This window comes from Salmonella sp. K21076, assembly GCF_039650795.1.
GTDB lineage: Bacteria > Pseudomonadota > Gammaproteobacteria > Enterobacterales > Enterobacteriaceae > Salmonella > Salmonella enterica.
The window spans coordinates 26,570-40,022 of the sequence record NZ_JBCLYA010000045.1; the positions used below are offsets into that span (position 1 = coordinate 26,570).

Consider the following 13,453-nt stretch of genomic DNA (forward strand, 5'->3'; position numbering starts at 1 on the left):
CTCAGAAACAACACAAATCGGGCGGGCATTATACGCCTATTTTCTACTCGGGCCAGCTCTTTTCTGGCGCTGATTTGTTATCTACAGTGTAAAAATTTTTGATCTGCTTGAGCAGGCAGATGGTTGCGTTATCCAGTGAAAGGTCATTACTGTGCACCAGCATGACAGGAATAAAGAATGCGGGGATGCCCAGTGAAACCAGGCGAACATTTTTGGGTGTCGATAAATGGGTTAGCGAGCGGGTAATAAATGCGATGCCAATCTGCGCTTCGGCATACTCAAGGCATGAGTAGTGGTTATCCAGTTCGCAGATGACGTTAGGAACGACTTTGCGGTTATTAAATTCTGTGGTGATGATCCCTCTTAATAGCAGAGAGTCATTAAGCACGATAATGGGCTGGTCGTTTAAATCTTTTAGATGCAGACGTTCGCGTGTCGCCAGAGGATGAGAAAGTGGGATTGCAGCGATAATTTCATCTTCAAACAGCATGGTCGAGCTTAGCTGGGCAGGGAGCGCTGTTCGATAAACAATGCCAATATCAACGGCGCTATCCGTCAGCTTTTTAATGGTTTGCTCAGTTGAGAACTCTTTAACATTTAAAGATATTTCCGGATGGTGCGCCATAAAGTTGCGAAAAGCGGGCAGGACCAGGTAGCTGCCTGACACCCCGATTGAAATAGTATCGCGCTGTTGATCCTGATAGGGAAGAAGTTCATTTTCGGCATTTTTTAAATCCAGCATTATTTTGTTAGCGTGTCGTTGCAAAATAATGCCTGCTTTTGTTAATTTAATTCCTCTGCCTTTTCGCTTAAATAATATTGTTTTAAGTGATGACTCAAGTTGTTTGATTTGCTGACTTAATGATGGCTGAGTGATAAATAGGCGACTGGCTGCCCGACCATAATGTAATTCATCACACAATATCAGGAAGGAGTGTAGTTGTTTGATATTCATTAAAATTTAATGCCAATCGATTGGGTTTTGTTATAACGATTATAAAAAATACCAAATTGTTTGCCTATTTTGCTTTTTTTAAACTGTGATCAGTGCATTTTAAAAAGGGAAAATTATGTCGGCATCAATCAACCGCTGGGGAATGCTTGCCGCTCACGTGTGCATCAATTTTGTGCTCGGGGGCGTCTACGCATTTAGCTATTTCAAAACACCACTCATGGCGCAATATCACTGGGATCCGGCTACGCCGGCGTTAGCATTCTCTATCAATATGGGGATCATTCCTTTACCGATGATTTGGGGCGGGAGAATGATCGACAATGGTAAAGGAAAGCAGGCGATAGTTATCGGCGGTATCCTGTTTTCTTTAGGTTTTATCTTGTCCGGGTTTGTGGATAATTTGCCCATGCTGTTTTTAACCTACGGCGTCATTGCCGGGTTGGGATCGGGCCTGGCTTTTACGGGTAATCTTAATAATATTCTGAAATTTTTCCCTGACCGTCGCGGTCTTGCCAGCGGTATCGTACTGGCGGGTGTTGGCGTCGGGACGCTACTTTGCACCCGCCTGGCCGAATATTTTATGGCGCAAACTCACGATGTTAGTCGGGCGTTGTTATATCTGGGTATTGTTTATCTGGTGGTTATTTTTATCGTCCAGTTCTTTATTCGTAGCGCGCCAGCAAAAGATAGCGGAGGAATTAAAGCCTCGCCACTGGATAAAGACTATCGGCACATGCTGAAAGATCTGCGCTTCTGGCTGCTGTTTATGATTCTGGCGCTGGGCGTGTTCTCTGGGATGGTAATTAGCTCAAGTTCTGCGCAAATTGGTATGACGCAGTACGGTTTACTGTCCGGTGCATTAGTCGTTAGCCTGGTCTCGATATTTAACTCGATCGGTCGCCTGTTCTGGGGAGGGTTAACCGATAAATTAGGCGGCTATAATACGCTGGTTATTGTTTATCTTTTTACCTGCGTCTGTATGCTGCTGCTGTTGTTCTTCAACGGTAATACTTCGGTATTCTATTTCAGCGCTCTGGGCGTGGGCTTTGCTTATGCCGGTATATTAGTTATCTTCCTTGGCTTGACCAGCCAGAATTTTGGTATGCGTAACCAGGGACTAAACTACGGCTTTATGTATTTTGGTTTTGCCGTCGGTGCGGTTATTGCTCCTTACGTCACGTCCGCTATTGCAAAATATACCGGAAGCTACAATACAGTATTTATTTTGACAACGGTGCTATTGCTTATTGGAGTCGTGTTGACCCTGATAACGAAAAAATATGTCGCAACGGTTTTAGCCAAAATTCATTAATCAGATAATAAGGAAATAAAAATGAAAATTGCAATCGCAGGTGCAGGCGCTATGGGATGTCGTTTTGGCTATATGCTGCTGGAGGCCGGGCACGACGTGACGCTTATTGATGGCTGGCAGGAGCATGTCGACGCTATTCGTAGCAAGGGGTTGTTTGTCGAAACGGAAACGACTCAGAAGTATTACCCCATCCCTGCTATGTTGGCTGATGAATCCCAGGGGGAGTTTGAGCTGGTTATTCTGTTTACCAAAGCCATGCAGTTGGATAGCATGTTACAGCGTATTAAGCCGCTGCTGCCAGCCGCGAAGGTCGTGATGATTTTATCTAACGGCCTGGGAAATATCGAAACCCTGGAGAAATATGTCGATCGGCAGAAAATCTATGCGGGTGTGACGTTATGGTCCAGCGAACTGGAGGGGGCTGGGCATATTATGGCCACCGGTACCGGAACGATTGAACTGCAGCCGATAGCCAGCCAAGATTCGGCTCAAGAGGCTAAGGTCATTGCCACCCTTAATAGTGCTGGATTGAATGCTGAAATAAGCCCTGACGTATTATTATCGATCTGGAAGAAAGCAGCCTTTAATAGCGTAATGAACACCTATTGCGCGTTACTGGATTGTAATGTCGGCGGATTTGGTCAGCGGCCTGGTGCTTTAGATTTAGCGCAAGCGGTAGTTGATGAGTTTGTGTTAGTTGCTGCCAGCCAGAATATTCCGTTGACTGAGCAAATGGTGATGAATACGGTGAAGAAAGTGTTCGATCCGCGTGAGAGCGGCCACCACTATCCTTCTATGCATCAGGATTTACATAAAGGCCGACTGACCGAAATCGACTATTTAAATGGTGCGATTGCGCGAATCGGCGCTCAGAACAATATTGCCGTACCGGTTAACACACTCCTGACGCAATTGATTCACGCTAAAGAAGCGCAATAAACTTGATAGCTCTTCTGCATGAGGCGGAAGAGCCATTTTCAAACCAGTTTTTTTACCAGCGCCTCGCTATGGCGAATACGCTCCGGCGCCCGCTCTAAATCCTGTTGTACCAGCGCCATAAACAGTAAGTCGGTCAACATCATTTGCGCATGTGTCGAGGAGATAGCGGCGCTACGCGTCGCCTGCTCTTCGGCAATCGTATACAGACAGCGGGTGGCGCGCTGCTGCAAGGCGTTGGGAGAAAAACCGGTAATGGCCAGGATTTTCGCGCCTGCGCGTAATGTTTCGTCCGCCGCCAGGTTCAGCTCGCGCCGCTCCCCGGAATAAGAGATCGCCAGCAGCAGATCCTCCGGCGCCAGCGCCTGCACCGTCGCCAGCAGGGCGTGCATATCGCGCTCAACCACCGCGTTAATGCCAATCTTCAGTAGCTTCCAGGCAAAATTTTGCGCCACCAGCCCAGAGGCGCCAATTCCGGTGATCACAATACGGCGGGCGTGGCGCAGCATCGTGACGCTTTCTAACAGCTTTTCTTCACTGTTAACGTCCAGCGTGGCGTGCATCGCCGCCACATTCTCTTTAATTAATTTTTCCCCGACCAGGCGCATCGGATCGTCGCCGCGAATCTGGTTATGAACGGGAACGGAATGCGGATTAGGATTGCTGGCCAACGCTTCGCTGATAGCCAGTTTCAACGCCGGAAACCCTTTAAACCCCAGTTTTTGCGCGAACTTGACTACGCTGGATTGGCTGACGCCCGCTTCGGCCGCCAGTTGCTGCGAGCTCAGATGTCGCGCCGTATCCGGTTGCGCGAGCAGATAATCCGCCAGTTTCCTGTCGCTTTGCGCGAGATCCGGATAACGCTGGCGAATACGAATCAAACAGTTCATGGGCAGCTCCTGCGAAACGTGATGGCGACGACAAAACGAAATTTCACTCGCCTGGGGGAATATTCTATTCCATCATGGACGCTTATTATGAATTAAAAATTCCAGAGGGACAAAAATGAATCTTGGTACCTTAGTGTCTGAAACCCGTAACCCGCAAACGATGGATCTGGATGCGTTGTCTACTCCTGAATTAGTTAAGCGTTTTAATGAACAGGATACGCTGGTAGCGGAAGCAGTAAAAGCCACTCTGCCTGACGTTGCGCGTGCGGTGGATGCTGCTGCGGCGGCGCTGAAGTCTGGCGGACGTATCATCTATATGGGGGCGGGCACCAGTGGTCGGCTTGGCGTACTGGATGCCTCAGAATGCCCCCCGACGTTTGGCGTTCCGCACGGTCTGGTCGTCGGGCTGATTGCCGGCGGGCCGGGCGCGTTGCTGAAGGCGGTCGAAGGCGCGGAAGACAGCCAACAGGCAGGCGAAGACGATCTTGTCGCGCTAAATCTGCAAGAACAGGATCTGGTCGTGGGGCTCGCGGCGTCGGGTCGTACACCCTATGTGATTGGTGGCCTGCGCTATGCGCGACAGTCCGGTTGTACCACTGTTGCCGTCTCCTGTAATCCAGATTCGCCTATTGCGCGGGAGGCTAATATCGCTATTTCGCCCGTTGTCGGGCCGGAAGCGCTTACCGGCTCCACGCGGCTGAAATCCGGCACCGCGCAGAAAATGGTGCTCAATATGATTTCTACCGGCGCGATGGTGAAGTTCGGTAAGGTCTATCAGAACCTGATGGTGGATATGAAAGCCACCAACGTCAAACTGGTCGATCGCGCGTGTCGGATGGTCGTTGAAGCGACCGGGATAGGTCGTGAAGAGGCGGAAACGTTGCTGAAACAGACCGATTTTGAGGTTAAGCCCGCCATTTTGATGGCGCTTACGGGGCTGGATGCTGCAGCCGCCAGGGAAAAACTCGCCGCTCATCAGGGCTTTTTAAGGGCGGCGTTAGAACACTAAAGAGGTGTGTATGGATAAGACGGCAGCGCTCGCCAGCGACATTTTACGTGGTATCGGCGGAGAGCAAAATATTCTGCGCCTGGAAAACTGTATGACGCGAGTCAGAGTGGAGGTACAGGACGACAGCCAACTGGATATTCCGCGCTTAAAAGCGTTGCCTGGCGTCAGTGGATACGTAAAGCAAGGGGAGCAACATCAGCTGATCGTTGGGCCGGGGAAGGCTGCACAGGTGGTTGATGCGATGCGCGTGCAGATTGCCGCAGGTGGTGTAAAGCCGGACGATGCTATGGCGCGTACCAAATCCGAGGCGAAAGCGAAGTATAAAGCGCCGATGAGCGATGCGTTGCGTAAGCTGGCGAATGTTTTTATTCCGCTTATTCCCGCCTTTATCGCATCCGGCTTGATTACCGGCATTATCAATATTCTTAAACGCCCGGATATCGTCGGCGATGTTGCCGTCCACTATCCTAACCTGCTGGGCCTGATGGGGATATTTGGTAGCGCGGTGTTCGCTATCATGAACATTCTGGTTGGCGTCAATACCGCGAAAGTCTTTGGCGGATCGCAGGCGTTAGGCGGCGTGATGGCGGGGATCCTTTCCAGCCCGCAACTGGCGCAGATTACGCTCTTTGGCGAGGCGCTTCAGCCGGGACGGGGCGGCGTTATCGCCGTCCTGCTGGTGGTGGCGTTAATGTGCTGGATTGAGCGCCAGTTCCGTAAGCTGCTGCCGGGGTCGCTGGAGTTAATTCTTAACCCTTTATTGACGACTGTTATCACCGGCGCGGTAGCGATTGTCGCTCTGCAACCGCTTGGCGGCTGGATTTCAGACGCTATCGCTCACGGCGCGTCCTGGGCTATCGATCGCGGCGGTTTTCTGGTGGGCGCGGTGTTAGCCGGAACCTTCCTGCCGTTGGTACTGATCGGGCTGCATCAGGGGCTGGTGCCTATTCATGTGGAGCTGGTGCAAGCGCACGGCTATAACGCGCTGTTTCCCATCCTGGCGATGGCGGGGGTTGGTCAGATAGGCGCGGCCATTGCCGTACTGATGAAAACCCGCAATGCGCGGCTCAAAAAGGTGATTAAAGGCGCGCTTCCGGTCGGACTGCTGGGGATTGGCGAGCCGCTGATTTTTGGCGTCACGCTGCCATTGGGTAAGCCATTTATTGGCGCTTGCCTCGGCGGCGCGGTAGGCGGGGCGTTGATCAGCTACTGGAAAGTGGCGACGGTAATTACCTTTGGTATTTCCGGTTTGCCGCTGGCATTAACAATTGTTGCCGGAAAAGTCCTGTTCTATCTGTTAGGCTATTTAATAGCGGTAATTGCCGGGTTTATTTTTACCTGGCTGCTGGGGTTCAATGATCCAGAGGAGTAAGGTTTGGTCAGCCACGAGCGTCGTGTCGTCTTTTTTGATTTGGATGGAACGTTATATCAACAGGATATGTTCGGCAGTTTTCTGCGTTATTTGCTGCGCCGTCAGCCGCTAAATGCGCTGCTCGTACTGCCGTTGTTGCCCATTATCGGTATCGGTTTACTGGTAAAAGGGCGTGCGGCCCGCTGGCCGATGAGTCTGTTATTGTGGGGCTGTACTTTTGGCCATAGCGAAACGCGTTTGCAGGCGCATCAGGCGGATTTTGTCCGTTGGTTTCGCGCTAACGTCACGGCGTTTCCGGTCGTACAGGAGCGTCTGACCACCTATCTATTGAGCTCTGACGCGGATATCTGGCTTATTACCGGTTCTCCGCAATCATTGGTAGAGCAAGTCTATTTTGATACGCCGTGGTTGCCGCGTGTTAACCTCATCGCCAGCCAGATGGCGCGACGGTATGGCGGCTGGGTATTAACCGTGCGCTGTCTGGGCCATGAAAAAGTCGCGCAACTGGAACGTAAAATCGGTACGCCGTTGCGTCTTTATAGCGGCTACAGCGACAGCAAACAGGATAACCCGCTGCTTTATTTTTGCCAGCATCGCTGGCGGGTGACGCCGCACGGCGAGTTGCAGCAGCTCGAATAGTGAAACGCATAGCGTCTGTGTATAATGCCGCCCGCTTTCATTACCGGAGTTACCTCTTTGTCTGATGTCGAATTAGATCACGAATACTGGATGCGCCACGCGCTGACGCTGGCGAAACGCGCCTGGGACGAACGCGAGGTTCCGGTTGGCGCGGTATTGGTGCATAACCATCGCGTCATTGGCGAAGGCTGGAATCGACCCATTGGCCGCCACGATCCTACTGCGCATGCTGAAATAATGGCGCTGCGTCAGGGCGGTCTGGTATTGCAGAATTATCGGTTACTGGATACCACGCTGTATGTCACGCTGGAACCCTGTGTGATGTGCGCAGGCGCTATGGTGCATAGCCGCATTGGACGCGTTGTCTTTGGCGCGCGCGATGCAAAAACTGGCGCGGCCGGATCGCTAATTGACGTGCTGCACCATCCGGGAATGAATCACCGGGTCGAGATTATTGAAGGGGTGTTGCGCGATGAATGTGCGACGCTGCTCAGTGATTTTTTCCGTATGCGTCGTCAGGAAATTAAAGCTCTGAAGAAAGCCGACCGTGCGGAAGGCGCGGGGCCGGCAGTATAGCGCAATGCCGGATAAGACGTTGCGCGTCGCCATCCGATAAGACCATCGCGCTATTTTTCTTCTTTCTTCTGCGGCGTAAACAGTAAAGACGGCGAATGCGTCAGGTAGCCTGATGACTGCGATAAAAACGACAGGAAGGGGAAGGGGGCTTTATTCAGCTCCTCCGGCTACACCGCCGGGTAATCCTGCGCCAGTTTCATAGCTTCCGCTTCCTGCTTTTCTTTTTCCTGCAAATACCCCACCAAACTTATCTGGTATTTACGGATATTTTCCACATAAGCATAAGCCTCATGTCCACGCGCGTAACCGTAGGTTAGCTTACTGTAATACGGTTTTTGGCTTAACAGAGGCAAACGCTGCTTCACATCGGTCCAGCTATCCGGATTGCCTTTGGTTTTTACCGTCAGCGATCTGGCATCGAGCATGTGCGCATAACCCATATTGTAGGCGGCTAAGGCAAACCAGATACGCTCGTCTTCCGGAACGGTTTCGGGAACTTTAGCCATCATATCTTCAAGATAGCGAGCACCGCCGCTGATGCTTTGCTCCGCATCGGTACGGTCGGTCAGCCCCAGACTTTGGGCGGTATTTTTAGTCAGCATCATCAGGCCGCGCACGCCGGTTGGCGAGGTCGCCAGCGGGTCCCAGTGTGATTCCTGATAAGAAATCGCCGCCAGCAGGCGCCAGTCTATCTCTTTGGCATATTTTTTAAATAACGGTTCCAGCTCCGGCAGGACGTTATCCACCGCTCGCAGGAAAGAGCGGGTATCAACGTAGTCGAAATCATCGCCATGCCCCAGATATTTCTCTTCGATCCGCGCCAACGACCCGTCTTCATTGATCGAATTGAAAAAATCGAGCAGCGCGGCGGAGAGCGTATTATCGTCGTCCAGTCGGCTAAACCAGGTCACGGGCTGTTCATCCGTGACATCCAGCGCCACGGCCAGTTCGGGATGGACGCGCTGAAACAGACTGATCGCCACTGAATCGGCAATGGTGTAATCCAGTTTGCCGCTGATGACCTCTTCCAGCAGCGTCGTCGAGCCTTTTTTATCATCCACCTTCCAGCTCAGGTCGGGAAACTTTGTCTCTTTTAAACGCTGTAAATCATTGACCACGACGTGCCCTGGCGCAATGGTAAGCTGATTCTCGTTAACGGTCGCCAGCGAACGTGGGCGATATTGTCCGACCCGGTAAACGAGCTGTTGCGAAACCGAATAATACATGGGGCCGGGCTGATAGTTTTTAACGCGCGCGCTGTCGTAGACCAGCCCTGCCGCGAGCAGGTCGGCATTGCCGTTATCCAGATCGTCAAACAACTGGCTGATATTCTGGCGCACCGTCACTTTCAGCTTCACGCCGAGATAGTTGGCGAACTGCTGCGCCAGTTCATAGTCCAGACCATATTTTTTACCGTTGATAACGGAATAGGTTAATGGCGAGTCGATCGTACTGACGCGCAGTACCCCCCGGGCTTGAATCGCGGCGATATGGTTTTCGGTTTTACCGAACCAGGGGATTGAGGGCCAAAGGGCTGCTGCCAGCAGCAGCGTCAATATGCCGATGAACAGATAATTAATCTTTAATTTTTTCAATTAGTTAATTCTCTGGATCGTGCGTTGCCTCGGGCTGAAAAAGATGTTTTGCTGCAATAGATAAGTCACTAATGAGCGGCATTTTGCGTAACAATGCGCCAGTTGGCAACTTATTCGCAACGATAGCCGCACCGTATGACAAGAAAAAGCGGTGATTTTATTTCTACGCAAACGGTTTCGTCGGCGCGTCAGATTCTTTATAATGGCGGCCGTTTCCCCCCTTGCGCACACCGAAGCTTAGAAGACGAGAGACTTATGATGGAAATTCTGCGTGGTTCGCCTGCACTGTCTGCATTCCGTATCAATAAACTGCTGGCGCGCTTTCAGGCTGCCAACCTCCAGGTCCACAATATATACGCTGAGTATGTCCATTTTGCTGACCTGAACGCCCCGTTAAATGATAGCGAGCAGGCGCAGCTTACCCGTCTGCTGCAATACGGCCCGGCGCTTAGCAGCCATACGCTGGCGGGTAAACTCCTGTTGGTCACACCGCGTCCTGGTACCATCTCCCCCTGGTCTTCAAAAGCAACGGATATCGCCCACAACTGCGGCCTGCAACAGATTGACCGTCTGGAGCGCGGCGTAGCGTACTATATCGAGGCTTCGACGTTGACGGCGGAACAGTGGCGACAAGTGGCCGCAGAGCTGCACGACCGTATGATGGAGACGGTGTTCTCTTCTTTAACCGATGCGGAAAAACTGTTTATCCACCATCAGCCTGCGCCGGTTTCCAGTGTCGATCTGCTGGGAGAAGGCCGTCAGGCGTTAATTGACGCTAACCTGCGTCTCGGTCTGGCGCTGGCGGAAGATGAAATCGACTATTTGCAGGAGGCGTTTACCAAACTGGGATGCAACCCGAACGATATCGAACTGTACATGTTCGCCCAGGCGAACTCCGAGCACTGCCGCCACAAGATTTTTAACGCCGACTGGATTATCGACGGTAAACCGCAGCCGAAGTCGCTGTTTAAAATGATTAAAAACACCTTCGAAACCACGCCGGACTATGTGCTCTCTGCCTATAAAGACAATGCCGCGGTGATGGAAGGATCTGCGGTGGGGCGCTACTTCGCCGACCACAATACCGGCCGTTACGATTTTCATCAGGAGCCCGCGCACATTCTGATGAAGGTCGAAACGCATAACCACCCAACCGCCATCTCTCCGTGGCCGGGGGCGGCGACCGGTTCCGGCGGCGAAATTCGTGATGAAGGCGCCACCGGGCGTGGCGCGAAACCAAAAGCCGGGCTGGTAGGCTTCTCCGTTTCCAACCTGCGTATTCCGGGCTTTGAACAGCCGTGGGAAGAGGATTTTGGCAAGCCGGAACGTATTGTCACCGCGCTGGATATCATGACCGAAGGTCCGCTGGGCGGCGCGGCGTTTAACAACGAATTTGGTCGCCCGGCGCTGACCGGTTACTTCCGTACTTATGAAGAGAAAGTGAACAGCCACAATGGCGAAGAGCTGCGTGGCTATCACAAGCCGATCATGCTGGCGGGCGGGATCGGTAATATCCGCGCCGATCACGTGCAGAAAGGCGAGATCGTCGTAGGCGCGAAGCTGATCGTCCTTGGCGGCCCGGCGATGAATATCGGCCTCGGCGGCGGCGCGGCATCGTCAATGGCTTCCGGCCAGTCTGATGCGGATCTCGATTTTGCCTCTGTTCAGCGCGACAACCCGGAAATGGAACGCCGCTGCCAGGAAGTGATCGACCGCTGCTGGCAGTTGGGCGACGCTAACCCAATCCTGTTTATCCATGATGTGGGCGCGGGCGGTCTCTCCAACGCCATGCCGGAGCTGGTAAGCGACGGCGGGCGCGGCGGGAAATTCGAACTGCGCGACATTCTTAGCGACGAGCCGGGCATGAGCCCGCTGGAAATCTGGTGTAACGAATCCCAGGAGCGCTATGTGCTGGCGGTCGCGGCTGACCAGTTACCGCTGTTCGATGAACTGTGTAAGCGCGAACGCGCGCCGTATGCGGTCATTGGCGACGCTACCGAAGAACAGCATCTCTCGTTGCATGATAACCATTTCGACAATCAGCCGATCGATCTACCGCTGGATGTCCTGCTGGGCAAAACACCGAAAATGACCCGCGATGTGCAAACATTGAAGGCGAAAGGCGATGCGCTGAACCGCGCGGATATCACGATTGCCGACGCGGTAAATCGTGTTCTGCATCTGCCGACCGTGGCGGAAAAAACCTTCCTTGTCACTATTGGCGACCGTACCGTCACCGGTATGGTGGCGCGTGACCAGATGGTTGGCCCGTGGCAGGTCCCGGTAGCTGACTGCGCGGTCACTACCGCTAGCCTCGACAGCTACTACGGCGAAGCGATGTCGATTGGCGAGCGCGCGCCGGTGGCGCTGCTGGACTTTGCCGCCTCCGCCCGTCTGGCCGTCGGTGAAGCGTTGACTAACATTGCCGCGACGCAGATTGGCGATATCAAGCGCATTAAGCTTTCCGCTAACTGGATGGCGGCAGCCGGTCATCCTGGCGAAGATGCCGGTTTGTATGACGCGGTTAAAGCGGTGGGAGAGGAACTCTGTCCGCAGCTTGGCCTGACGATTCCGGTGGGTAAAGATTCGATGTCGATGAAAACCCGCTGGCAGGAAGGCAACGAACAGCGCGAAATGACCTCGCCGCTGTCGCTGGTGATTTCCGCGTTTGCCCGCGTGGAAGACGTGCGTCACACCCTTACGCCGCAGCTGTCAACGGAAGATAACGCCTTGCTGCTGATCGATCTTGGCAAGGGCCACAACGCGCTGGGCGCAACGGCGTTGGCGCAGGTCTATCGTCAGCTTGGCGACAAACCCGCGGACGTGCGTGACGTTGCGCAACTGAAAGGCTTCTATGACGCCATGCAGGTGCTGGTTGCTGCGCGTAAATTACTGGCATGGCACGACCGTTCCGACGGCGGTCTGCTGGTGACGCTGGCCGAGATGGCCTTTGCCGGCCACTGCGGCGTGCAGGTCGATATCGCCGCGCTGGGCGATGACCATCTGGCCGCACTGTTCAACGAGGAGCTGGGCGGCGTGATTCAGGTACGCGCTGAAGACAGAGACGCGGTCGAAACGCTGTTGGCGCAGTACGGTCTTGCTGACTGCGTCCACTACCTTGGTCAGGCCCTGGCTGGCGATCGCTTTGTGATTACCGCTAATGATCGGACGGTATTCAGCGAAAGCCGTACTACGCTGCGTGTCTGGTGGGCGGAAACCACCTGGCAGATGCAGCGTCTGCGCGACAATCCGCAATGTGCTGACCAGGAACACGAGGCGAAAGCGAATGATGCCGATCCGGGCCTCAACGTGAAGCTGTCGTTTGATATTAATGAAGATATCGCCGCGCCGTACATTGCGACAGGCGCACGACCGAAAGTCGCTGTACTGCGCGAGCAGGGGGTGAACTCTCACGTGGAGATGGCGGCGGCGTTCCATCGTGCGGGCTTTGACGCGATTGACGTCCATATGAGCGACCTGCTGGGCGGTCGTATCGGTCTGGGCAACTTCCATGCGCTGGTGGCTTGCGGCGGCTTTTCCTACGGCGACGTGCTGGGGGCGGGCGAAGGCTGGGCGAAATCCATTCTGTTTAACCATCGGGTGCGCGACGAATTCGAAACCTTCTTCCATCGTCCGCAGACGCTGGCGCTGGGCGTGTGCAACGGTTGCCAGATGATGTCGAATCTGCGCGAGCTGATCCCGGGCAGCGAACTGTGGCCGCGTTTTGTACGTAACCATTCTGACCGCTTCGAAGCCCGCTTCAGCCTGGTGGAAGTGACGCAAAGCCCATCGCTGCTGCTGCAAGGAATGGTAGGCTCACAGATGCCGATTGCGGTTTCCCATGGGGAAGGGCGCGTTGAGGTGCGTGACGATGCGCATCTTGCCGCGCTTGAGAGCAAAGGCCTGGTCGCTCTGCGCTACGTTGATAACTTTGGTAAGGTGACCGAAACCTATCCGGCTAACCCGAACGGTTCGCCGAACGGCATCACGGCGGTGACGACCGAAAACGGTCGGGTGACGATTATGATGCCGCATCCGGAACGCGTATTCCGCACCGTCGCCAACTCCTGGCACCCGGAAAACTGGGGCGAGGATAGCCCGTGGATGCGTATCTTCCGTAATGCGCGTAAGCAGCTTGGTTAATTAGCCCGATAGCCATTAAGCCCCTC

10 protein-coding genes and 1 pseudogene are annotated in these 13,453 nt (G+C 53.6%); 7 read left to right on the plus strand and 4 right to left on the minus strand.

The features are described from left to right. Positions 1–43: 43 nt before the first annotated feature. Positions 44–955, minus strand: a complete 912-nt coding sequence (locus AAYN39_RS13045) for a LysR family transcriptional regulator (RefSeq protein ID WP_001581956.1) — start codon at positions 953–955, stop codon at positions 44–46. Between the two features lie 115 nt (positions 956–1,070). Here AAYN39_RS13045 and AAYN39_RS13050 point away from each other — a divergent pair, with 115 nt between their 5' ends. Then, positions 1,071–2,267, plus strand: a complete 1,197-nt coding sequence (locus AAYN39_RS13050; protein WP_001276374.1) for an OFA family MFS transporter — start codon at positions 1,071–1,073, stop codon at positions 2,265–2,267. A 21-nt stretch (positions 2,268–2,288) separates the two neighbouring features. Further along, positions 2,289–3,206: an oxidoreductase gene (locus AAYN39_RS13055; RefSeq protein WP_000684023.1), complete on the plus strand. Its 918-nt coding sequence runs from the start codon at positions 2,289–2,291 to the stop codon at positions 3,204–3,206. Between the two features lie 38 nt (positions 3,207–3,244). Here the strand turns inward: AAYN39_RS13055 and AAYN39_RS13060 are convergent, their stop codons facing one another. Further along, positions 3,245–4,093 carry a MurR/RpiR family transcriptional regulator gene (locus AAYN39_RS13060; protein WP_000995694.1) on the minus strand — a complete coding sequence of 283 codons (849 nt, stop codon included), beginning with the start codon at positions 4,091–4,093 and terminating at the stop codon, positions 3,245–3,247. 115 nt (positions 4,094–4,208) lie between these two features. Between AAYN39_RS13060 and murQ the strand changes: the two genes are divergently transcribed. From murQ to tadA, 4 genes are read left to right on the plus strand one after another with little or no spacing between them, the layout of a single operon-like run. After that, positions 4,209–5,102 carry an N-acetylmuramic acid 6-phosphate etherase gene (gene murQ / locus AAYN39_RS13065; RefSeq protein ID WP_001048539.1) on the plus strand — a complete coding sequence of 298 codons (894 nt, stop codon included), beginning with the start codon at positions 4,209–4,211 and terminating at the stop codon, positions 5,100–5,102. Between the two features lie 10 nt (positions 5,103–5,112). Continuing rightward, entirely contained in the window at positions 5,113–6,474 is a 1,362-nt protein-coding gene (locus AAYN39_RS13070; protein WP_000361658.1) for a PTS transporter subunit EIIC, read from the plus strand. Between the two features lie 3 nt (positions 6,475–6,477). Then, complete coding sequence (yfhb, locus tag AAYN39_RS13075) at positions 6,478–7,113, plus strand: phosphatidylglycerophosphatase C (RefSeq protein WP_000253562.1); 636 nt, start codon at positions 6,478–6,480, stop codon at positions 7,111–7,113. Positions 7,114–7,137: 24 nt separating this feature from the next. Then, positions 7,138–7,689 (plus strand): tRNA adenosine(34) deaminase TadA, encoded by a 552-nt coding sequence (tadA, locus tag AAYN39_RS13080; protein WP_001134566.1) that lies wholly within the window; start codon positions 7,138–7,140, stop codon positions 7,687–7,689. A 50-nt stretch (positions 7,690–7,739) separates the two neighbouring features. Here the strand turns inward: tadA and mltF are convergent. Together mltF and AAYN39_RS13090 are read right to left on the minus strand one after the other, a co-directional pair. Beyond that, positions 7,740–9,284 (minus strand): annotated as a pseudogene (gene mltF / locus AAYN39_RS13085) (membrane-bound lytic murein transglycosylase MltF). Further along, complete coding sequence (locus AAYN39_RS13090; protein ID WP_001764061.1) at positions 9,285–9,515, minus strand: hypothetical protein; 231 nt, start codon at positions 9,513–9,515, stop codon at positions 9,285–9,287. Positions 9,516–9,539: 24 nt separating this feature from the next. Here AAYN39_RS13090 and purL point away from each other — a divergent pair, with 24 nt between their 5' ends. After that, the gene (purL, locus tag AAYN39_RS13095) at positions 9,540–13,427 is read left to right on the plus strand and encodes a phosphoribosylformylglycinamidine synthase (protein ID WP_000970031.1); all 3,888 of its coding nucleotides are present in this window, start codon (positions 9,540–9,542) and stop codon (positions 13,425–13,427) included. The last annotated feature ends 26 nt before the right edge of the window (positions 13,428–13,453 follow it).

Excerpts from the sequence above, each read along its gene's own strand:
- AAYN39_RS13055 (WP_000684023.1), top strand. The coding sequence starts at position 2,289 with ATGAAAATTGCAATCGCAGGTGCAGGCGCTATGGGATGTCGTTTTGGC.
- tadA (WP_001134566.1), top strand. The coding sequence starts at position 7,138 with ATGCCGCCCGCTTTCATTACCGGAGTTACCTCTTTGTCTGATGTCGAA.
- purL (WP_000970031.1), top strand. The coding sequence starts at position 9,540 with ATGATGGAAATTCTGCGTGGTTCGCCTGCACTGTCTGCATTCCGTATC.
- AAYN39_RS13050 (WP_001276374.1), top strand. The coding sequence starts at position 1,071 with ATGTCGGCATCAATCAACCGCTGGGGAATGCTTGCCGCTCACGTGTGC.
- AAYN39_RS13060 (WP_000995694.1), bottom strand. The coding sequence starts at position 4,093 with ATGAACTGTTTGATTCGTATTCGCCAGCGTTATCCGGATCTCGCGCAA.
- murQ (WP_001048539.1), top strand. The coding sequence starts at position 4,209 with ATGAATCTTGGTACCTTAGTGTCTGAAACCCGTAACCCGCAAACGATG.
- AAYN39_RS13070 (WP_000361658.1), top strand. The coding sequence starts at position 5,113 with ATGGATAAGACGGCAGCGCTCGCCAGCGACATTTTACGTGGTATCGGC.
- AAYN39_RS13045 (WP_001581956.1), bottom strand. The coding sequence starts at position 955 with ATGAATATCAAACAACTACACTCCTTCCTGATATTGTGTGATGAATTA.